This window comes from Microbacterium kyungheense (assembly GCF_006783905.1).
Classification (GTDB): domain Bacteria; phylum Actinomycetota; class Actinomycetes; order Actinomycetales; family Microbacteriaceae; genus Microbacterium; species Microbacterium kyungheense.
Genome location: NZ_VFPE01000002.1, coordinates 275,259 through 296,826 on the forward strand (window position 1 = coordinate 275,259; position 21,568 = coordinate 296,826).

The 21,568-nt window shown below is 71.9% G+C and carries 18 protein-coding genes; 6 read left to right on the forward strand and 12 right to left on the reverse strand.

The window, feature by feature from the left end:
- Positions 1-29: 29 nt before the first annotated feature.
- Genes hemL through hemE form a run of 6 tightly spaced genes read right to left on the reverse strand, consistent with a single transcriptional unit; the run spans position 30 to position 6,251 of the window.
- Positions 30-1,343, reverse strand: coding sequence for a glutamate-1-semialdehyde 2,1-aminomutase (gene hemL / locus FB391_RS08010; protein WP_141893923.1), 1,314 nt, complete (start codon positions 1,341-1,343; stop codon positions 30-32).
- Entirely contained in the window at positions 1,340-2,311 is a 972-nt protein-coding gene (gene hemB / locus FB391_RS08015; protein WP_425462942.1) for a porphobilinogen synthase, read from the reverse strand. Before hemB ends, hemL begins: the two co-directional genes overlap by 4 nt.
- Positions 2,308-3,234, reverse strand: a complete 927-nt coding sequence (gene hemC, locus FB391_RS08020; protein ID WP_141893924.1) for a hydroxymethylbilane synthase — start codon at positions 3,232-3,234, stop codon at positions 2,308-2,310. Before hemC ends, hemB begins: the two co-directional genes overlap by 4 nt.
- A complete protein-coding gene (hemQ, locus tag FB391_RS08025) occupies positions 3,231-3,929 on the reverse strand; it encodes a hydrogen peroxide-dependent heme synthase (protein ID WP_141893925.1) in 699 nt (232 codons plus the stop codon). Before hemQ ends, hemC begins: the two co-directional genes overlap by 4 nt.
- A 59-nt stretch (positions 3,930-3,988) precedes the next feature.
- A complete protein-coding gene (locus FB391_RS08030) occupies positions 3,989-5,203 on the reverse strand; it encodes a protoporphyrinogen/coproporphyrinogen oxidase (protein ID WP_141893926.1) in 1,215 nt (404 codons plus the stop codon).
- The gene (hemE, locus tag FB391_RS08035; protein WP_141894682.1) at positions 5,196-6,251 is read right to left on the reverse strand and encodes a uroporphyrinogen decarboxylase; all 1,056 of its coding nucleotides are present in this window, start codon (positions 6,249-6,251) and stop codon (positions 5,196-5,198) included. Before hemE ends, FB391_RS08030 begins: the two co-directional genes overlap by 8 nt.
- A gap of 20 nt (positions 6,252-6,271) precedes the next feature.
- On the opposite strand from hemE, the gene FB391_RS08040 reads away from it, so the two are divergent.
- The 4 genes from FB391_RS08040 to FB391_RS08055 all read left to right on the forward strand — a co-directional run bounded on the left by FB391_RS08040 (position 6,272) and on the right by FB391_RS08055 (position 11,725).
- Positions 6,272-7,522, forward strand: coding sequence for a glutamyl-tRNA reductase (locus FB391_RS08040; RefSeq protein ID WP_141893927.1), 1,251 nt, complete (start codon positions 6,272-6,274; stop codon positions 7,520-7,522).
- Between the two features lie 219 nt (positions 7,523-7,741).
- Positions 7,742-9,772, forward strand: coding sequence for a glycosyl hydrolase family 28-related protein (locus tag FB391_RS08045; RefSeq protein ID WP_141893928.1), 2,031 nt, complete (start codon positions 7,742-7,744; stop codon positions 9,770-9,772).
- Positions 9,773-9,887: 115 nt separating this feature from the next.
- Positions 9,888-10,499, forward strand: coding sequence for an ArsR/SmtB family transcription factor (locus FB391_RS08050; protein WP_141893929.1), 612 nt, complete (start codon positions 9,888-9,890; stop codon positions 10,497-10,499).
- The gene (locus FB391_RS08055) at positions 10,496-11,725 is read left to right on the forward strand and encodes an MFS transporter (RefSeq protein WP_141893930.1); all 1,230 of its coding nucleotides are present in this window, start codon (positions 10,496-10,498) and stop codon (positions 11,723-11,725) included. The genes FB391_RS08050 and FB391_RS08055 overlap by 4 nt, the downstream gene beginning before the upstream one ends.
- 72 nt (positions 11,726-11,797) lie before the next feature.
- Here the strand turns inward: FB391_RS08055 and FB391_RS08060 are convergent, their stop codons facing one another.
- Positions 11,798-12,745: a TM2 domain-containing protein gene (locus tag FB391_RS08060; RefSeq protein ID WP_221886300.1), complete on the reverse strand. Its 948-nt coding sequence runs from the start codon at positions 12,743-12,745 to the stop codon at positions 11,798-11,800.
- 395 nt (positions 12,746-13,140) lie between these two features.
- Between FB391_RS08060 and FB391_RS08065 the strand changes: the two genes are divergently transcribed.
- Positions 13,141-14,436, forward strand: coding sequence for an HNH endonuclease signature motif containing protein (locus FB391_RS08065; RefSeq protein ID WP_246093415.1), 1,296 nt, complete (start codon positions 13,141-13,143; stop codon positions 14,434-14,436).
- Between the two features lie 65 nt (positions 14,437-14,501).
- On the opposite strand, the gene FB391_RS08070 is transcribed toward FB391_RS08065, so the two are convergent.
- From FB391_RS08070 to FB391_RS08085, 4 genes are all read right to left on the reverse strand, one after another.
- Positions 14,502-16,400, reverse strand: coding sequence for a heavy metal translocating P-type ATPase (locus tag FB391_RS08070; protein WP_141893932.1), 1,899 nt, complete (start codon positions 16,398-16,400; stop codon positions 14,502-14,504).
- A gap of 33 nt (positions 16,401-16,433) precedes the next feature.
- Positions 16,434-17,216 (reverse strand): ZIP family metal transporter, encoded by a 783-nt coding sequence (locus FB391_RS08075; RefSeq protein ID WP_141893933.1) that lies wholly within the window; start codon positions 17,214-17,216, stop codon positions 16,434-16,436.
- A gap of 37 nt (positions 17,217-17,253) precedes the next feature.
- Complete coding sequence (locus FB391_RS08080; protein WP_141893934.1) at positions 17,254-18,846, reverse strand: AMP-binding protein; 1,593 nt, start codon at positions 18,844-18,846, stop codon at positions 17,254-17,256.
- Positions 18,847-18,951: 105 nt separating this feature from the next.
- Positions 18,952-20,028 (reverse strand): Glu/Leu/Phe/Val dehydrogenase family protein, encoded by a 1,077-nt coding sequence (locus FB391_RS08085; RefSeq protein WP_141893935.1) that lies wholly within the window; start codon positions 20,026-20,028, stop codon positions 18,952-18,954.
- 218 nt (positions 20,029-20,246) lie between these two features.
- Here FB391_RS08085 and FB391_RS08090 point away from each other — a divergent pair, with 218 nt between their 5' ends.
- A complete protein-coding gene (locus tag FB391_RS08090) occupies positions 20,247-20,720 on the forward strand; it encodes a YbaK/EbsC family protein (protein ID WP_141893936.1) in 474 nt (157 codons plus the stop codon).
- A 3-nt stretch (positions 20,721-20,723) separates the two neighbouring features.
- On the opposite strand, the gene FB391_RS08095 is transcribed toward FB391_RS08090, so the two are convergent.
- Positions 20,724-21,524, reverse strand: a complete 801-nt coding sequence (locus FB391_RS08095; RefSeq protein WP_246093416.1) for an IclR family transcriptional regulator — start codon at positions 21,522-21,524, stop codon at positions 20,724-20,726.
- Between the last annotated feature and the right edge of the window lie 44 nt (positions 21,525-21,568).

A 21,568-nucleotide genomic window follows, 5' to 3' on the forward strand; every position in this document is an offset into this window, starting at 1 on the left:
TCCGTGGCCGGCACCGCGGTGCCGCGGCCTCAGTCCGGCATGGCCTCGGCCGCCGCGCGCGCCGCCGCGGGGAGTGCGTCGACGATGCGCGAGACGGCGGCGTCGTCATGGGATGCCGATACGAACCATGCCTCGAAGACCGACGGCGGCAGCGACACGCCCTGCGCGAGCATGGCCCGGAAGAACGGCGGGTAGCGGAACGCCTCCTGCGCCTTCACGGTGTCGTAGTCGGTCGGCGCCTCGGCGGCGAACTGGATCGAGAACAGGTTGCCCGAGCGCTGCAGCACATGCGTGACACCGGCCTCGTCGAGGGCGGATGTCGCGGCCTCCGCGATCGTCGTCGCGGCGGCGTCGATGCGGGCGTAGGCGTCCGCGTCGAGGTGGTCGAGCGTCGCACGCCCGGCCGCGACCGCGAGCGGATTGCCGCTCAGCGTGCCCGCCTGGTAGACGGGACCCAGCGGCGCCAGCAGCTCCATGAGGGCCGCCGGGCCGCCGATGGCAGCGAGGGGGAGCCCGCCGCCGACCACCTTGCCGAACGTGATGAGATCGGGCGCGAAGGGCACCGGATCGATGCCGTACCAGCCGGCCGGCCCGACGCGGAAGCCGGTGAGCACCTCGTCGAGGATCAGCAGCGCACCGTGCGCGTGCACGATGTCGGCCAGCGCGGCGTTGAAGCCGTGCGCGGGCGGAACGATGCCCATGTTGGCGGGCGCGGCCTCGACGATCACCGCGGCGATCTCGTCGCCGCGCGCCGCGAACACCTCGCGCACCGCGCCGAGATCGTTGTAGGGGATGACGAGCGTCTGCGCGGCGATGGCGGCGGGAACGCCCGCCGAACCCGGCATCGCGAGCGTGGCGACGCCCGATCCCGCCTCGGCCAGCAGTCCGTCGGAGTGCCCGTGGTAGTGCCCGGCGAACTTGACGACGAGGTCCCGGCCGGTCGCGCCCCGCGCGAGACGGATGGCGGTCATCGTCGCCTCGGTGCCCGTCGACACGAGCCGAACGCGCTCCACCGGGTGTGCGCCGTCGCGGGTGACGCGTGCGGCGATGAGCTCGGCGAGCTCGGTCTCGCCCGGCGTGCTCGCACCGAACCCGAGACCGTGGGCCGCGGCATCCTGCACCGCCTTCACGACGGCGGGATGCGCGTGACCGAGGATCGCCGGGCCCCACGAGCCGACGAGGTCGACGTATTCGCGGCCCTCGACGTCGGTGACGTACGGGCCGGATGCCGACACGAAGAAGCGCGGCGTCTCGGCCACCGAGCCGAAGGCGCGTACGGGCGAGTTCACGCCGCCGGGCATGGCTCCGCGCGCGCGATCGAACTCCTGTGCGTTGGTCGTCATCGGATCCACTCCGCAAGCTCCAGTGCCCAATAGGTCAGCACGGCGTCGGCGCCGGCGCGGCGGATGCTCACCACCGACTCCTCGATCGCGCGGCGGCGGTCGATCCAGCCGTGGGCGGCGGCCGCCTCGATCATGGCGTACTCGCCCGACACCTGGTAGGCCCACACCGGGACCGGACTGGATGCCGCGGCGTCGGCCAGGACGTCCAGATAGCTCATCGCCGGCTTGACCATGACGATGTCGGCGCCCTCGGCGATGTCGAGGTCGAGCTCACGGGCGCCTTCGCGGCGGTTCGCGGGGTCCTGCTGGTAGGTGCGGCGGTCGCCCTGCAGCGAGGACTGCACGGCCTCGCGGAATGGCCCGTAGAACGCCGACGCGTACTTGGCGGCGTACGCGAGGATCGGCGTGTTCGCGTAGCCCGCGTCGTCGAGCGCGTCGCGCACGGCGGCCACCTGGCCGTCCATCATGCCCGACAGCCCGAGCAGCTGCGATCCGGCCGCTGCCTGGGCGACCCCCATCTCGCGGTACCGGTCGAGGGTCGCGTCGTTGTCGACGTAGCCGTCCGCGTCGAGCACGCCGCAGTGGCCGTGGTCGGTGAACTCGTCCAGGCACAGATCCGTCTGCACCACGAGCGCGTCGCCGGCCTCGGCGACGGCCACGCGTGTCGCGACGTTGAGGATGCCGTCGGGGTCGGTGGCTCCGGAGCCCACGGCGTCCTTGTGCTCGGGCACGCCGAACAGCATCAGGCCGCCGATGCCGGCGGCGGCGGCATCGGCCACGACGCGCTTGAGGGAGTCCGTCGTGTGCTGGAGGACACCGGGCATCGACGAGATCGGCACGGGTGCGCCGGCCCCCTCGCGCACGAAGACGGGGAGGATCAGCTCGGCGGGGTGCAGGCGGGTCTCGGCGACGAGCCGGCGCAGGGCGGGCGTCGCGCGCAGGCGGCGGGGACGGGGGGTGTCGATCACGGGCGTTCTCCGGTCAGGTCGGCGGCGCCGGCGTCGAGCAGCTCCCGGGCGACGGCGGACGCGATGTCGCGGGCGGCTTCGGGCTCGGGCCAGACCGTCGCGTGCGACGAGGTGAGGATCGTGGTGCCGTCGAGGCTGTACACACTCGCCGACAGCAGCAGGAGCCCGGCGTCGACGACGGCCCGCGCGCCGACGGGAGCGGAGCATCCTGCTTCGAGCAGCGCGAGCACGCCGCGCTCGGCCTCGACGGCCGCGCGGGTCTCGGCGTGATCGAGGGCGCTGACGAGGTCTTCCTCGCCACGGCGGACCTCGACCGCCAGGGCCCCCTGGCCCGGGGCCGTCGGCCACGCATCGGCGTCGAGGAATTCGGTCACGACGTCCGCGCGCCCGATGCGCCGGAGGCCGGCGGCGGCCAGGATGACGGCATCCAGCTCTCCGCTCGTGACCTTGCCCAGCCGCGTGTCGACGTTCCCGCGGATGTCGACGACCTGCAGGTCGGGTCGCCGCGCGCGCAGCTGTGCCATGCGGCGCGGGGAGCCGGTGCCGATGCGCGCGCCGGCGGGCAGCTCGTCGAGCGTCAGGCCGTCGCGGGCGATGAGCGCGTCGCGGGGGTCCTCCCGGGCCGGGATCGCGGCGACCACGAGGCGTTCGTGCGGCGCCGTGGGCAGGTCCTTCAGGGAGTGGACGATGATGTCGCACTCGTCGGCCTCGAGGGCGTCGCGCAGCGCTCCGGTGAACAGGCCCGTGCCGCCCGCGCGCGACAGCGGCTCGTTGGAGCGGTCGCCGTCGGTGGTGATGGTGACGATCTCGGTGGCGACTCCGGTCGCGTCGGCCAGGTCGTCCGCGAACATCCCGGTCTGGGCGAGAGCCAGCGTGCTGCCGCGCGTCCCGATCCGCAGCGTGCTCCCGGACGCGCTGCTCATGCCAGCACCTCGGCGATCTCGTCGAGGCCGATGCGGCGCCCGGTGAAGAACGGCACCTCTTCGCGCACGTGGCGACGCGCCTCGGTCTGGCGCAGGTCCCGCATGAGGTCGACCAGGTCGACGAGCTCGGGGGCCTCGAGGGCGAGGATCCACTCGTAGTCGCCGAGCGCGAACGACGCGACGGTGTTGCTCAGCACGCTGCGGTGGGCGGCGCCCTTGCGGCCGTGGTCGGCGAGCATCTGACGGCGCTCGTCGTCGGGAAGGATGTACCAGTCGTACGAGCGCACGAACGGGTAGACGGTGAGCCACGCCTCAGGGTCCTTGTCGCGCATGAACGCCGGCAGGTGGCTGGCCGAGAACTCGGCGTCGCGGTGCACGCCCATGACGTTCCACACCGGCAGCAGGCCCGCGAGCGGCTCGGCGCGGCGCAGCGTCCGCAGCGCCGACTGCAGCACCTCGGGAGCGATCCCGACGCCCGTGAGCCAGATCATGAGGTCGGCGTCGGCACGCAGGCCGGAGACGTCGTAGAAGCCGCGGACGACGACGCCGGCGGCCTCGACCTCGGCGACGGCGGCGGCCAGGTCGCCCGCCGGAGCCGGACCCGCCCCGCGGTTGCCGGCGGAGTCTCGCCGGAACACGGCCCACAGGGTGTAGCCGAGAGTGTCAGGGGAGGTCTGGGCCGGGGAGTCCGTCATACCTCTATCCTTTCACTCCCGCCTGAGCGGTTCGCCGTGAGAACGCGCCGCGCGACCGGTCAGCGGGCCAGCAGGCCGGCCGCCGTGCGTTCGGCGTGCGCGACGATGCCGGCCAGGCCCGACCCTGCCACCGTCTCGCCGACGATCGTCACCCCTTCGGGCGGAACGGATGCCGCACCCGGCCGGATCCAGGACACGTGCGCGGCGCCGACCACCGTCGGCAGGCGGACTCCGAGCAGCGTCTCGGCGTCGGCTCGGGCATCGGCGACCGGGTCCGCGGGGGTCTGGTCGTACGACAGCCGGACGACGTGCCGGCCCGCGGCCTCCTCGCGCAGCCAGGCCCACTTCGCCGTCGCGTGCGTGAGCGCGCGGGCGCGCGCCGGGGCGCCCGCGGCCACGAGCAGCCCGGTGCCGCGGGGGGCGGCATCCAGTTCGTCCTGCTCGACCACGAGGGTGACGAGGTCGATGCGGCGGCCCGGGGGCGGAGGGGCGGCGACGCCGGGCGCCGCGACGATGACGGTGCCGGCGAGGCGGGACGGGTCGTCGACCCGCGTGTTCAGGCGCACCTCCCCGCCGAGCCGTCCGACGTCGGCGGCCAGCGCCGGGACGATGCGGTTGATGCCGCCGCGGATGCCGGCCACGGCTGCTCCCGGCGGGGCGGCGGCACGCAGCCGCGCGACGGCACCGCCCAGCGAGCCGGCCTCGCGCACGGCGTCGGCGAGGCCGGGATGCGCGCGGGCGACGGGGAGGTCGTCGGGGTGCTGCGAGTGCACGCCGTGCACGACCGGCGCGACGAGCAGGTCGACCATCGCGTCTCCGTATCGCGACCGGACGAGCGCCCCGAGCGTCGCCGGCACGTCGCCGACGGGCACGGCGTCCCGCTCGACCGCACGCTCGGCGGCCGGGCGGCCGATGACCCGCACGACGTCCTCTGCCAGCGGCTCCGCGGGGATGCCCAGCAGCGCCGTCGCCGGCAGCGGCACGGCCTCGCCCGACACCGGCTGCAGCCACGCGGGGCCGGGAGCGGGCGCCACGATGTCGTCCTGCAGGCCGAGCTCGGCGAGCAGGGCTGCCACGACGCCGCCACGCACCGCGAAGCTCTCGGCGGCGGCATCCAATCCGATCCCGGCGACCTCGTGGCGGGCGACGGTGCCGCCGAGATGATCGGATGCCTCGAACACCGTCACCCGGGCGCCCGAGGCGGCGAGCCGGCGGGCCACGACGAGCCCGCCGACGCCGCCCCCGACGATCGAGAAGCCGGAGCGGTCAGGCATGCGCGTGCACGAACTCCACGATGCGCGTGAGGACGGCGGGATCGGTGTCGGGCGGCACGCCGTGGCCCAGGTTGAGCACGTGCGCGCGGGCGGCCTTGCCGCGCTCGAGCACGTCGACGATGTGCGCCTCGAGCACCGGCCACGGCGCGCGCAGCAGCGCGGGGTCGATGTTGCCCTGCACGCTGACGCCCTGACCCACCCGGCGCGCGGCCTCGTCCAGCGGCAGGCGCCAGTCCACGCCCACCGCGTCGACGCCGATGTCGCGCATCGCGGCGAGCAGCTCGCCGGTGCCGACGCCGAAGTGCACCAGCGGCACGTCGAGGTCGCGCACGGCGTCGAGCGCGAGGGACGAGAACGGTGCGACGTGCTGCGTGTAGTCGGCGAGGCTGAGCGAGCCCGCCCACGAATCGAACAGCTGTCCGGCCGATGCGCCCGCCTCGAGCTGCGCGCGCAGGAACGCCCCCGTGATGCCGGCGCACCAGGTGAGCAGTGCGGCCCACGTCTCGGGGTCGGAGTGCATCAGGGCGCGGGTCTTGAGCTGCTCCTTGGACGGGCCGCCCTCGACGAGGTACGACGCGAGCGTGTAGGGCGCACCCGCGAAGCCGATGAGGGGCGTCGTGCCGAGCTCGGCCACGGTGAGCGCGACGGCCTCGCGGATCGGCGCGAGCGCTGCGGGGTCCAAGGGCGGCAGCGCCGCGACGTCGGCGGCGGTGCGCACGGGATTCTCCAGCACGGGCCCGCGGCCGGCGACGATGCGCACGTCGACGCCTGACAGGCGCACGGGGATCACGATGTCGCTGAAGAAGATGCCCGCATCGACGCCGTGACGGCGCACCGGCTGCAGCGTGATCTCGCTGGCCAGCTCGGGGTTCAGGCACGCGTCGAGCATGTCGGTGCCGACGCGCAGCTCGCGGTACTCCGGCAGCGAGCGCCCGGCCTGCCGCATGAACCACACCGGCGTCACCGCAGGCCGTTCGCCCCGGTACGCGCGTATCAGCGCGGGGGGTTCGTTTCTCTGGAGGACGGAAGGGTGAGAGTCATGCAACATCACACGTTAAGATTAGAGTCGTGCTCCTCTGTCTGACCGCGAACCATCGGAACGCGAGCCTCGACACCCTGGAGCGTCTCTCGGTCGGGGCGCCCGACGCGACGCGTGCCCTCGTGCGCGATGAGATCTTCGTCTCGGGTGCCGTCGTCCTCGCGACCTGCAGCAGGTTCGAGGCGTACCTCGACATCGACGAGCCGCTCACCGGTGGCGAGGCCGTCGCCGTCGAGTCGGTCGTCGAGGCCATGGCCGCGGCATCCGATGTCTCGCCGGATCTGCTGCGCTCGTCGGTCGCCGTCCATCAGGGCGCGGATGCCGCCGCCCACCTGTTCGCCGTCACCAGCGGTCTGGAGTCGGTCGTCGTCGGTGAGGACGAGATCTCGGGACAGGTGCGTCGTGCGCTCGATGCCGCGCGCGCCGACGGCCTCACCAGCGGCGAGCTGGAGCGCCTGTTCCAGCGGGCCACCCACACCAGCCGCGGCGTGCGCAACCGCACCCAGCTGCGGGGAGCGCACCGCTCGCTCGTGCGCCTCGCCCTCGAACTGGCATCCAGCCGCGTCGCCGACTGGTCTGCCGCACGCATCGTGCTCGTCGGCACCGGCCGCTACGCCGCGCGCACCGTCGACGCGCTGCGCGCTCGCGGCGCCGGCGACATCCACGTGTTCTCGCCCTCGGGTCGCGCCGAGGGCTTCGCCGTGCAGCGCGGGCTGCTGCCGGTGACCGATTTCGCCGCGGCGGCCGCGCAGGCGGACGTGGTGATCACGTGCACCGCCGACGCCGTCGTCCACGCCGACGCCTTCGCATCCGGACGCCGCGTGCTGGTGATCGACCTGGGCCTGCCGCGCAACGTCGACCCGGCTGTCGGCGAGGTTGACGGCGTCGAGCTGCTGGACCTCGAGACGATCCGCCTGCACGCGCCGCTGGAGGAGTTCAGCGCGCACGCCGACGCCCGCGCCATCGTCGGCGACGCCGCGACCGAGTTCCACGCCGACCGCGAGGTGGGCCCCGCGATCGCCGCGCTGCGCGGCGAGGTGCTCAAGGTGGTCGACGACGAGATCGCCCGGGCGCGCGCCCGCGGCGCCGGCGACGACGTCGAGGCCGCGCTGCGCCACCTCGCCGGTGTGCTGCTGCACAAGCCGTCCGTGCGCATGCGCGAGCTCGCCGTCGAAGGACGCGTCGGCGATGTCCGCAGCGCCCTCGAGCTGCTGCACGGCCTGTCGGTCGACACCCCGGGCGCCGTCGACGACGACGACGACCTCTGGGCCACGGCGTAGGGGTTCGCACAGGGATGCCGGCGGCTCGTGCCGACCGAGCGCTTCGTGGTGTGCGGCCGACGCTTGCTCGCGGGGGCGGCAAGTCTTTGCAAGTCATGCAAGAAATGGGCGTATCTGCGCAAGAAGCAGACAATCCCTTGAGAACTCGCGCGCGACCGCTCTAGATTGAGCGCGAGCGGGCATCGTGGCCCGTCCCACCCCGGATGAAGCGAGTCGACGATGACACGACCCCGAACCCTCGTCGCGGCTGTGGCCGCGGCATCCCTCGCCCTCGGAGCGGCGGCGACGGCACCGGCGGCCTTCGCGGCGCCGCCCGGCTGGAACACGCCCGCGCCCGTGGTGACGCGCGCGGGGCTCGACCCGGCGCTCGTGGCCGGACGCGGCGCCGACGTGGCCTTCCTCGAGCAGGAGGCCGAGAACGCCGTCACCGACGGCACCGTGATCGGCCCCGGACGCGAGGCGTACACGATCGAGGCAGAGGCATCGGGTCGCTCGGCGGTGCGCCTGACGCCCGGACAGTACGTGGAGTTCACGCTGCCGGCGGCGGCCAACGCGCTGACGGTGCGCTACAGCATCCCCGACGCGCCCGGCGGCGGTGGATTGACCGCACCGCTCACCGTGCAGGCTGGACCGCACACGGCCACGATGCAGCTGACATCGCAGTACGCGTACCTCTACAACCAGTACCCGTTCACGAACGACCCCGATGCGGGCCTGCTGCATCCGGACTGGTGGGTCGCCGAGTGCGGGTGTGTGCCGGCGGCGACCACGCCGTCGTTCGAGCCGGCCGCGCCGTTCCGTCCGATGAAGTTCTACGACGAGCAGCGGCTGCTGCTGCACAAGACGTACAAGGCGGGCGACAAGGTGCGTCTGACGGCGTCGGCCGACGTGCCGTGGACGGTCATCGACCTCGTCGACACAGAGCTGGTCGGCAAGCCCGTCGTGGTGAAGAAGGCGGCGAATGTCGTGGACTTCGGTGCGGACCCGTCCGGCCGCCGCGATTCCGCCGACGCGTTCGACGCGGCGATCGCCGCCGCGAAGCAGCGCGGTCAGGTCGTGTACGTGCCGCAGGGCGAGTTCCGCGTGGAGCGCCACATCGTCGTCGACGACGTCACCATCCGGGGAGCGGGCACCTGGCACACGAAGGTGTTCGGTTCGGAGGTCGCGCTCGCCGAGCCCGCCGCGGACGGTTCGACCCACACCGGGGTCGGCTTCTACGGGAAGGATGCCGCCGACGGTGGCAGCACCGACGTGCACCTGTCGGGGTTCTCGATCATCGGCGACGTGCGCGAGCGCATCGACACCGACCAGGTGAACGCGATCGGCGGCGCGTTCCATGACTCGTCCTTCTCGGACCTGTACATCCAGCACACCAAGGTGGGCATGTGGTTCGACGGCCCCATGTCGGACGTCACGGTGGAGCGCAACATCATCGTCGACCAGATCGCCGATGCGCTGAACTTCCACATCGGTGTGACTGATTCGGTCGCGCGCCACAACTTCGTGCGCAACTCCGGTGACGACGGACTGGCCATGTGGGCGGAGTCACAGGGCGGGACGACGCTCACCAACGCGCGGAACACGTTCGAGCGCAACACGGTGCAGACGCCGAACCTCGCCAACGGCATCGCGATCTACGGCGGCACCGACAACACCGTCGCGGGCAACCTCGTCGCCGACACGATCCGCGAGGGGAGTGCGCTGCATGCGGGGTCGCGATTCGGCGCTCATCCGTTCGCCGGGACGCTGATCTTCCGCGAGAACACCACCGTGCGAGCGGGGACGCGGGAGCTCAACTGGAACATCGGCCTCGGTTCGCTGTGGGTGTACGCGCTGGAGGGCTCGATCTCGGGCGTCCACGTCACGGGTGACCACTACCTCGACAGCACGTACAACGCCATCATGCTGGTGTCCGAGTGGGGCGTGAAGGACCTCTACTCGATGACCGACGTCTCGTTCGCCGATGTCAGGGTCGACGGCACCGGCACCTCGGTGCTGAGCGCACGGGTGAAGGGCGAAGCCTCGTTCCAGAACGTCGATGCACGCAACGTCGGAGCTGTGGGCATCAACAACTGCGGGTCGTTCGGCTTCCCGCCGACGGGCTCGGAGTTCTCGGTCGCCGACCTCGGCGGGAACGACGGAGGGGGCACCACGGGGCCCTGGATGGCCGCGTGGGAGCTGCCGAACACCATCACGTGCCACGATCGTCCGCCGGTGGTCGCTCCGCCGGCGCCGACGCCCTGGCCGTGACTCCGGGACGCTGAGACGAGCGGATGCCGCACCCGGCCGGGTGCGGCATCCATCTGCTCGCGAATCATTCTAAAGAACTCTTGCGAAAGATATCTTTAGAATCTAGTCTTCCGGTATGACCACCGAACACCGACGCGAGCGGATCACCGATCCCGAGCGCATCCGCGCGCTGGCGCATCCCGTGCGCATCGCGCTCCTCGACCACCTGGGCGATGTCGGCGAGGCCACCGCCACCGAATGCGCGGAGGCGCTGGGGGAGTCGCCTGCCAGCTGCTCGTTCCACCTGCGCATGCTCGAGAAGTACGGCTACATCGAGCGTGCCGAGCGCCGAGGACGCGAGAAGCCGTGGCGAGTTCGGGTCGCGGACTTCGACATGCGCCCCGACCCCGACGTGCCGGGGTCGCTGCTCGCGGTGCAGGCCGTCGCGTCGATGGGGCTGGAGTCCGAGTTCCTGCGGGCGATGGACTGGTTCTCGAAGGTCGATCGCGAGAGTGACGAGTGGGTGCAGGCGACCACGTTCACGCGCACGTCGTTCTGGGCGACGGCAGAAGAGCTGGCGCAGCTGAGCCGCGACGTGCAGGACATCACCGACCGGTTCGCCGGGCGCCACGCGGATCCCTCGAAGCGCCCCGACGGCGCGCGCTTCTCGCGCTTCTTCGCGGTCGTGAACCCCGACCCCGTGGACCCTGCCTCCGCCGCCGGGACCGAGCCGGAGGCGCAGCGATGACCGGCACGACCGCACGGCGCGGCCTCCGTCTTCCTCTCGCGTGGTCGGCGCCCGGATTCCCGCGGCTGGCCGGCGCCTGGGTGGCGACGAACCTCGGCGACAGTGCGCTGTACCTCATGATCGCGGTGTGGGTGAAGGAGCTCACGGGCTCCGACATCGCCGCGGGATTCGTGTTCGTCGCCCTCGGTGTCCCCGCGATCCTCGCGCCCTTCATCGGCATGATGGCCGACAGGATGCCGCGCCGCCGGCTGCTCGTCATCAACAACGCCGTCCTCGTCCCCGTGCTGCTGTCGCTCCTGCTGGTGTCGGGCGCGGAGCAGCTGTGGCTCGTGTACGCGGTGATGGTGGTCTACAGCGCCGCGGGCTATGTGACGGGATCCGCGCAGTCCGGCATCATCCGCGCGATGCTGCGCGACGATCAGCTCGCCTCGGGCAACGGCGTGCTCTCGACGATCGACAACGCGCTGCGGCTCGTGTCGCCGCTCATCGGCACCGCACTGTACGTCTGGCTGGGCGCCCCCGCCGTCATCGTGGCCACCGCGGCGTGCTTCGGCGTGGCGGCCGTGGTCGTCGCGGGGCTCCCCGTCGGCGCCGCCGCGCCGGTGCGCGAGGCCCGGCGCGGATACTTCCACGAGCTCGCCGCCGGGTTCGTGCAGCTCTTCTCGCCGCAGAGCCTGCGGGTCGTCACGATCGCCGTGGCGATCGGCTTCGGGGCGACGGGCCTGCTCAACATCGTCGTGTTCCCCGCCCTGGACGCGATGCACGCCGACCCCGCCGCGATCGGCGTGCTCGTTCCCATCCAGGGTGCGGGCGCCGTCCTCGGCGGTGTGCTCTCGGCGACGCTCGTCACGCGCTGGGGCGAAGGGCGCACGGCGGCGCTCGGACTGCTGCTGGTCGCGGCGGGAAGCATCCCGTGGGCGTTCGGCTCGGTGGTCGCCGGCGCTGCCGGAATGTTCGTGCTGGGGCTCGGCATCCCGCTGACGGTGGTGGCCTTCGCGACGCTGCGGCAGCGGCTCACACCGGATGCGCTGCAGGGACGCACCGGCGCGGCGGCCAACGTCGTGATCAACGTGCCGCAGACGCTCGCCTCGGTCGTCGGTGCGGCGCTCCTCGCGGTCGTCGACTTCCGTGTGCTGATCTGGGTGTCGGTCGTCGCCGTCGTGCTCGGAGCGGCCACAGCGCTCCTGGCCCGCCGCGTCGCGCTGGTTCAGCCCGCGGCGGCGTGAACGACGAGTGGATGCCGCCACCCGGCCGGGTGGCGGCATCCACTCGGTGTCTTCGGTCTTCTGTCTTCGGCGTCAGCCGACGGTCAACGTCCAGTTTCCATCGGCGTGCACGACGATGACGGATGGTCCCTTCGCAAGGGGTACGGTGCCCGAGTAGGCGCCGATCTCGTTGACGAGCAGACCCATGTGGAACATGTCGCCGTTGTCTTCGGTGATGACGAAGTTGCTGGACCCGTCATGGGTCGCCGTGAGTGTGCCGACACCGCCGTCGTACAGCATCACTGCGTCGCCGGCACCGCTCGGCGCGAGTGTGGGGGCCGACCCCATCGGCTGGATGTCGATCGTCCACGCACCGTCGGCGGTGACCTGGAGATTCACGCCTTCGCCGAGCGCCGTGATACCCCACGCCGTTGTGCCCTGGTAGGGACCGATCGTGTTGACGAGTAGTTCCCCGGTGGAGCCGTTGTTGGCGTCCAGCACGCTGATCGCGAAGTTGCTCTGACCGTTGTGCGTGGCCACGACGATGCCACCGGTGACGCCGGCCGGCAGGGCCACGACGCTGTCACCGGCGCCCTCCTGGTGAACCGGGCTGAACTCGCCCCACGTGTCGTTCGCCCACGTCGCCGCGGTGGCCGGCTCATCGGCCGGCTCCTCCGCGGGCTCGTCGGCGGCCGGAGTCTCGTCGCCGGCGGGTTGCTCGCTCGGCTGTACCTGAGAGGCGGGAGGATCGTCGGCACGATTGCCGTTGAGGGCCCCGCTGATCGACCCCGTGATGATACCGAGCAGCACCAGGGCGCCGGTGACGATCCACGCGATCCTCTTGTACTGCTGGTAGCCCGCCAGCGCGTATCCGGCCTTGTCGCGCTGTGCGCCGGCCAGCACCAGGATCAGGTCGATCAGCCACCAGATCCCGAATCCACCCAGGGTGATGAGCTTGAGAATGCCGGTACCGACCTTCCCCAGATAGAAGCGGTCGACGCCGAGCACGCCGAGCAGCCAGGCGAAGAGCCACGTCGCGATGAATTGCTTCGACCCTTCGACGGCGGGCTGGCCGGGGGCGGGAGGCGGAGGTGCTGCGGCGGGTGCTCCGGGCGGGGAAGCCGCGGGCGCGGGCGCTGCGTAGGGCGGAGGTGCCGACGGCGAAGGTGCCGACGGTGCATACGCAGGCGGCGGCGTGGGTGAAGGAGGAGGGGTGGGTTGTTCTGGGCCGACCGGAGTGTCGTTCGACATCGAATGCTCGCATTCTCGTGTGTTGTTCCGTGCCAGGCGGGCACGGGCCGCGGGGAGTCAGAGGTCCGTGTCGTGTGTGCTCTTCGGCATCAACATAGCGACGATGGGCGGGAATAGGCTGCTGGCCTGCGCCTTTCTTCGGTTCTCGTCTTGTCTGACTCGAAACTATGTTCTAAAATGTCTGTATGATCGATACTGCTGAGACGTTCCCTCGTGGGGGCGATGATCCGGACCTGGAGGGGTTCGTGCCGCCGGTTCCGGATGCGGTGGATCTGGTGGTGGAGGCGTCGACGATGGTGTCGGTGTTCGTGGCGCAGCGGTATGCGCGGGTGGATGCGATGCGGCGGGAGCTGGTTGGGCGGGCGCGGCGGTTCGGGGCGGGTGAGGTGGAGTTGGTGGAGCGGTCGATCCGGTTGGAGCTGGCGGCGGCGATGCGGGTCTCGGAGTATGCGGCGGGTCGGTTGATCGTGGTGGCCGAGGCGTTGGTGCGGTCGTACCCGGCGGCGTGGGATGCGCTGGCCGGTGGCCGGATCACCGAGAAGCATGCCGAGGTGCTGGTGGATCTGCTGGGGGAGTTGCCCGCGGACGCCGGCGAGGCGCTCGCGGTCGAGGCTGTGGCGTGGGCGGAGACGGAGCCGGTGAACGTGTTCCGCCGGCGACTGCGGGACCGGGTCGCCGCCATGCAGGCCGGCTCGTTCGAGGACCGGTACGCCCGGGCGTCGGCGGGGCGGCGGATCGCGGTGCAGCCGGGGGCGGATGGCATGGGGGATCTGTGGGTGCATGCCCCGTTGGTGGAGTTGTACGCGATCGAGCATCGGGCGACCGCGATGGCCAAGGCGATCAAGGCGGCCGGGGACGAGCGGACACTGGAGCAGATCCGCACCGATGTGGTGTGTGATCTGCTCATAGACGGGTCCACCGAGCATGTTCCGGCGGCGGTGTCGGGGATCCGCGCGCAGGTGGTGGTGACCGTTCCCGTGCTGACGCTGCTGGACGAGGACGGTGGCACGGCATCGGATCTTCCGGTGGTGGAGGGGGTGGGGCCGGTGCCGGTGTCGCGGGCGCGGGAGCTGTGTGGTGGGGACGGGAAGTGGATGCGGGTGCTCACCCACCCCGAGACCGGCATCGTGCTGTCCGTCGGGCGGGACCGGTACGCACCGCCGGCGGCGTTGCGTCGGTTGGTGACGTGGCGGGCGGGGCGGTGCATGGCGCCGGGGTGTGTGATGCCCGCCTCGCGGTGCGAGGTCGACCACCAGGTGCGCTGGACCGACGGCGGGCAGACGAGCGTGGAGAATACGACCCCGTTGTGCAAGGGCCACCATCTGGTGAAAGAAAACACCGCCTGGCAGGTCAGACAGATCCCCGGCTCGGGCGGGGTGATCGAGTGGACGTCACCGACCGGCCGCCGGTATCTGGTGAAACCCGAACGACCCGTCCCCGTCTTCACCGCGACCGCAGCAGAACCCGCCCCGCCCTTCTGAACGAGATCCTCGCGCGGTGAGGACGTCAGGCGCGCCTACGCCGACGCGGCCCACGAGAACTGTGGCTACGCGGCCTCGCCGACGCTTGCGCGCTCCTGTGCTGCGGGCGCCGGAACGACAAGCCCCGTCGCGGGCCCCGTGAGCGCGCGCAGGGCGTAGAGGATCGTCGCGAGATCGACGCCTTCCTGGATGAGGGCACCGGCCACAGCGGGGATCACCCCCGTCGTCGCCACGAGCATCAGCCCGATGCTGAGCGCGATGCCGATCCAGATGGCCGTGTAGGCCACGCGCAGCGTGTGGCGACCGATCGAGACGGCGTCGGCGATGCCGACGAGCGAGTCCTTCAGCACGACGGCGTCCGCGGCCTCGCCCGCCGCAGTCGAACCCTTCGCCCCCATCGCGACGCCGATGTCGGCCGCGGCCAGCACCGGTGCGTCGTTCACCCCGTCGCCGACCATCATCACCGGGCGCGGCCGCAGCTGCGCGGCCAGATGCACCTTCTCGGGCGGCAGCAGTTCGGCGTGCACATCGGTGATCCCGACCTCGCGCGCCACGGCATCCGCGGTCGCCTGCGCATCGCCGGTGAGCATCGCGATCCGCTCGACGCCGGTGTCGCGCAGCCACGTCACGACCGCGCGCGACTCGGGACGCGGGTCGTCGGCGAGCACGAGGGTGCCGGCGAAGCGTCCATCCACGGCGACGTAGGCCGCGGCCTCGCCCTCGCGGATTCCCCGGCGCACCGTGTCGGGTGCCAGCGACGCGACGTACGCGGGCTTGCCGACGACGACCGTGCGTCCGTCGATCTGCGCCGTCACGCCGTTCGTCGCGACCTCGTGAGCCTCGACGGCAGACAGCAGGTGGATGCCGCGCCCCGCCGCCGCGCGTCGGATCCCGTCGGCCAGCACATGGCTGGAGTACTGCTCGGCCGACGCCGCGAGCGTCAGCAGCTCGTCCTCGCCGAAGCCGGCCGCCGGCTCGACCGCCACGAGGTCGGGGCGGCCCTCGGTGAGCGTGCCGGTCTTGTCGAAGGCCGCCGAGCGCACCCGCGCGAGCTGCTCGATGACGGCACCGCCCTTGACGATGATGCCCGCCTTGGCCGCCCGCGACAGGCCGCCGAGGAACGCGACCGGCGCGGCGATCAGCAGTGGGCACGGCGTCGCCAGCACCAGCACCTCCGCGAAGCGCGTCGGATCGCCCGAGATCGCCCACGCCGCTCCGGCGATCACCAACGACACCGCCGTGAACGGGATCGCGAAACGGTCGGCCAGCCGCACCGTCGGAGCGCGATCCTCCTGCGCCTGCTTCACCAGTTCGACGATCTGCTGGTACTGGCTGTCGGCACTGCGTCGCAGCGCCCGGATGCGCACCGCTCGCGACCCGTTGACCGAGCCTGACAGCACCTCGTCGCCGGCCGACCGGCTCACCGGAAGACTCTCGCCCGTGAGCGATGACTCGTCGAACGAGCCGTCCTCGCTCAGCAGCGTGCCGTCGACCGGGACGATCTCGGCGGGCCGCACCAGCAGCACATCGCCGACACGCACGTCGGCGGCATCCGCGTCCTGCACCTCGTCGCTGTCGGACTGCGGGTGCACGAGCACGTGCGCCACCTGCGGCGAGCGGTCCAGCAGCGAGGTCAGTTCGCGCTTCGCGCGGCGGCTCGCGTAATCCTCCAGGGCCTCGCCGCCTGACAGCATCAGCACGATCACGAGGGAGGCCACGTACTCGCCGACCGCGAGGGTGGCGACCATTGCGACGACCGCCAGCACATCCAGGCCGACATGGCCGCGCAGCACGTCGCGCACCATCCCGAGGAGCGTCCACGCGATGACCAGGCTCACGTAGACGATCGCGATCCACTTCGTCGTCTGCTCGTATCCGGCGGCGCCCAGGGTCAGCACGACGATGAGGACGATGATCGTGAGCCACACCACGGGGAATCGCACGAACCAGCGCAGGAACCTCATGCCTCACACCCTGGCACAGGGAGTGCGCCGGGATCAGCCGGCGAGTTCGTGGAGCAGGAACGCGCCGAGGAAGCCGATCGTCGCCCACAGGCCGGTGAGGGCGTGCTGCTCGTCGAACGCCTCGGGGATCATCGTGTTGCACACCATCGCGAGCAGGCCGCCCGCGGCGATCGTCGTGATGAGAGCGATGAGGCTCGGCGAGGCCGACTGGAACGCCACGAACCCCAGCACCGACGCGACGACGGTCACGAGCGCGATGCCGCACCACAGCAGCGCCACGTAGCGTCCGGAGCTGCCGCCGCGCTTCAGTGCGGCGGTGGACCCGAGGCCCTCGGGGAAGTTGCTGATCGCGATCGCCGCAACGATCGGGATGCTGATGCCGCCCTGCAGCACCGACAGGCCCATCACGATGGATTCCGGGATGCCGTCGATGAGCGCCCCCACCGCGATCACGAGGCCCGCGCCGCCCGCCACCCCGGCGCCGCCGGCACGCCGGGCGACGATGTTCGCGCTGCCGTCGCCGTCGACGCCGGCGACGGGCTTGCGCTTCCTCGGCCGGGAGATGAGCTGATCCGCGACGATGTACAGGATCGCCCCGCCCAGGAAGCCCACGGTGGTCGGAACCAGTCCGCCGTCGTCGGCGGCCTCCTCGACGAGCTCGAACGCCAGCGTCGAGATCAGCACGCCGGCGCCCAGCGCCATGATGCCGGCGACGACGCGCTGCGGGATGTCGACGAACCACGCCACCCCCGCCCCGACGAGCAGCGTCCCGCCGCCGATGAGGCCGCTCAGCGCGGCGAGCCAGAGACCCTCCATGGCGTCAACCTAGCGGGCCCTGGTCGCCGCGCCGGGATCACACCGCCGCGGTCTCGCGGGCGCGCAGATCCTTGCGGAGGATCTTGCCGGCGGTGGACTTCGGGATCGCGTCGATGAACTCGACGCGACGCACCTTCTTGTGCGGCGCGACCTGCTCGGCCACGAACGCCATCACCTCGTCCTCGGTCAGTCCGGACTCGGGAGCGGCGACGATGAACGCCTTCGGGATCTCCTGCTTGTCGTCGTCGAGGACGCCGATGACGGCGGCATCCATCACCTTCGGATGGCTGAGCAGCAGCGCCTCGAGCTCGGCGGGAGCGATCTGGTAGCCCTTGTACTTGATGAGCTCCTTCACCCGGTCCACGATCGAGAAGTAGCCGCCCTCGTGGTAGACCGCGACGTCGCCGGTGTGGAGGAACCCGTCCGCGTCGAGCGTCTCGGCCGTCGCATCGGGCTTGTTGAGGTAGCCGAGCATGACGTTCGGTCCCTTGACCCACAGTTCGCCCGGCTTCGTCACGCCGTCGGGCCCGATCTCGGTGATCTCTTCGCCGGTCTCGGTGTCGACGAGCTTGTTGACCGTGTTCGGCAGCATCCCGCCCACCGAGCTGACCGGCTCGTCGTCACGTCCGTAGTACATCGCGTGCGACACCGGGCTCAGCTCGCTCATGCCATAGCCCTGCAGGAACCGGGCGTGGATGCGGCGTCCGGCGACCTCGGCGGTCTCGCCGTCCAGCGGCGCGGCGCCCGAGAAGACGGTGTGCACGCTCGAGATGTCGAACTGGTCCACGATCGGGTGCTTGGCGAGGGCCACCGCGATGGGCGGCGCGATGTACAGGTACGTGCACTGGTACTTCTGGATGTTGGTGAGGAACTCGACGAGGTCGAACTTCGCCATCGTGACCAGGCTCGCCCGTTTGCGCAGCGCGAGGTTCAGCAGCACCGTCATGCCGTAGATGTGGAAGAACGGCAGCACCGCCAGCACGCGGTCCGAGGCATCCAGGTTCATGTTGGGCACGCACTGCGCGACGTTCGCCACCAGGTTGCGGTGCGACAGCATGACCCCCTTGGGGATGCCGGTCGTGCCCGACGAGTACGGCAGCACCGCGACGTGCGTCGCCGGGTCGAATGACACCTCGGGCGCGGGGGATCCCTCGGTGAGCAGTTCGCGCAGATTCGGGTGGCCGGCCGCGCCGTCCAGCACGATGACCCGCTCGTGGGGGATGCCGACGGCCTCGGCCGCCGCGACGGCCTGGGGGAGAAGGGGGCTGACCGTCACGAGCCAGGTGGCGCCGGCATCCTTCAGCTGCTTCTCGATCTCGCCCGCCGTGTACAGCGAATTGATCGTCGTCACCGTCGCTCCGGCGCGCAGGATGCCGTGGAACACCGTCGCGAACGCGGGCACGTTCGGGCACAGCAGCCCCACGACGGTGTCGAGCCCGACGCCGCGCGCGGCGAGCGCTCCGGCGAACAGGTCGATCTGCATCCGCAGCGCACCGTACGTCGTCTCGGCGCCCGTCGCCGGATCGACGAGGGCGACGCGGCCGAGGTCCTCGTCGGTCAGCGTCGCGAACAGGTAGTCGTAGACGCTGAGTTCGGGGATCTCGACATCGGGATGGGTACTGGTGAACACCGGATCTCCTTTGATCGGTACGGGTCGCGCGGCGCGGGTTCCGCCCATCATGCCACTTCGCGCGGCGACTGTGGAACGCGATCCCGTATCGGGTGGGACGCGGTGTCAGGCGAGCACAGCCTGCCGTCCGCCCGCAGCGAGCCGTTCGGCCGCCAGACCCTCGGCGGCCTCCAGCGGCGTCACGCCCCGCGCCTCGGCCTCGTCGAAGATGCGGCGCACGGTGTCGCCGATCTGCGCGACGCGGCCCATGATCTCGGCGCGCGTGCCGCGCTGCTTCGCCTCGAGGTCGAGGTAGATCACGCCGCCGGCGTTCACGACGAAGTCGGGGGCGTAGAGGATGCCGCGCCCGGCGAGGCGCGAGGCTCCGCTGTGGTCGGCCAGCGGGTTGTTCGCCGGCCCGCACACCGCCTTCGCGTCGAGCGCATCGATGACCTCGTCGGTGAGGAGGCCGCCGATGCCCGCAGGAACGAACACGTCGGCGGGGACCAGGTGCTCCGACCCCGGCTCCGCCCACGCCGCGCCGAGCTCGACGGCGAGGTCGCGCTTGGCAGGGTTGACGTCGGTCACGGTGAGCTGCGCCCCCTCGGCCGACAGGCGCACGGCCAGGCGGCTGCCCACCTGCCCGAGACCGGAGATCGTGATGCGCCGCCCGGCGACGTCGGCGGTGCCCGCGACACGCTCCAGCGTGGCCCGCAGCGACTCGTACACGCCGAGGCTCGTGGGACCGGCGGGCTCGCCCGACCCGCCCACCGCATCGGGCAGGCCGACGACGTGCTCGGTGCGCTCGCGGACGACGAGCATGTCGTCCGTCGTCGAGCCCACGTCCTCGGCCGTGCGGTACAGCCCGTGCAGCGACTCGACGGCGTCGCCCAGGTCGAGGAACGCGTCACGACGGCGGTCGTCGTCCAGCACCGTGCCCGGCGGCAGCGCGATCACGGACTTGCCGCCGCCCGCGTCGAGTCCGGCGGCCGCGTTCTTGAGCGTCATCGCGGCGGACAGCCGCAGGGCGTCGCCGAGAGCGTCGCTCCAGTGGGGGTACGTCCACAGCCGCGCCCCGCCGAGTGCGGAGCCGAGCACCGAGGAGTGCAGCGCGACGGTGATGAACAGGCCGCTGCGTCGTCCCGTGATCACCTCCACCCGTTCGTGCGCGAAATCGGGCAGGGGCAGGGTGGTGTGCGTCATTGCGTGCTTCCTTCGGCGGGCTTCGTGGGCCGCGGGGTGTGCTGAGAGCGCGGGTGGCGCGTCGCAGCGGATGACGCTGCGTCGCGGCATCCACTTTCATTTCACACCGATGCTGCGGATTGTTCAACCGTGCGTCCGGCGATTGGGCAGATCGCGCGGTCTCGCGGGCAGGCGATGCGCAGGCCGCCGCAGAGTGCGCCGCTCGTTAGGCTGTCGCCGTGACCGTCCTCCCCGCACGCAGTCAGCTCGTCCACGACGCCCTCCGCGCCGCCGGGATCCCGGGCGACATCGTCGTCCTTCCGGATGCCGCCGCCACGGCCGTCCTCGCTGCCGAGGCGCTCGGGGTCGAGGTCGGCGCCATCGCCAACAGCCTCGTCTTCATGTGCGACGGCGAGCCGCTGCTCGTGATGACCAGCGGTGCGCACCGCGTCGACACGGCGGCGCTTGCCGAGCGCCTCGGACGCGGCAGGATCCAGCGCGCGAACCCCGAACAGGTCCGCGAGGCCACCGGGCAGGCGATCGGCGGCGTCGCGCCGGCGGGCCACCCCGCGCCGCTCACGACGGTCGTCGACGAGGAGCTCGCGCGGTACCCCGAGATCTGGGCTGCGGGCGGCACGCCACACACCGTCTTCCCGCTGACCTACGACGAGCTCGTGCGCCTCACCGGCGGCACGGTGTCGAAAGTCGACTGACGCCTACGCCGGCCTGGCTCGCCCGATGCGGCGCTCGAGCTCGACCGCGGCAGCTGCGGCACGCGCCGCGAGCTCGTCGGCGCGGGCGTCGGCGTCGTCCGCGGGCCAGGTCAGCGCGATCGCCGCGACGGGCCAGTCCGACGTCTCGCGCACGGCGACACCGACCGAGCGCATGCCCAGGGTGACCTCGCCGTCTTCGTGCGCGAAGCCGCGCGTGCGCACCTCGCGCAGCAGGTCGCGCAGCTCGCGAGGGCTGCGCGGACCGCGGCCCGTGCGATCGGCGAAGGCCGCCGCGTCGGGGAACAGGGCGCGCACCTGCTCGCGGGGGAGCGCTGCGAGCATCGCCCGGCCGGTCGCGGTCAGGTGCGCGGGCAGGCGCACGCCCACGTCCGTCACGAGCGCGGGCCGGCGCGGCGCGCGCTCCTCGACGATGTACAGCACATCGCGACCGTGCATGACGGCGAGGTGCGCGCTCTCGCCCGTGCGATCCGCGAGTTCGGCGAGCACCGGGCGCCCGAGCCGCGCGAGAGGCTCCTGACGCGAGTAGCCCCCGGCGAGCTCGAACGCCGCGATGCCGAGGGCCCACCGCCGATCCTCGGGCAGGTGCACGACGAACTGGTGCTGCTGCAGCGTCGCGAGCAGGTGATAGACGGTCGAGCGGGGAAGGCCGAGCGCCGTGGCGATCGTGCGCGCGGGTGCGGGCCCGCGCTGACGGGCGAGGAACGACAGGATCCGCAGCGTCTGATCGGCCGCCGGCACTTGCGGCCGGTGCACCGTCGACGCGTTGTCTGGGATCACAGACACAGGATGGCACGAGCCGCTGTCCTCCGCCACGCGCCCGGTGTGGA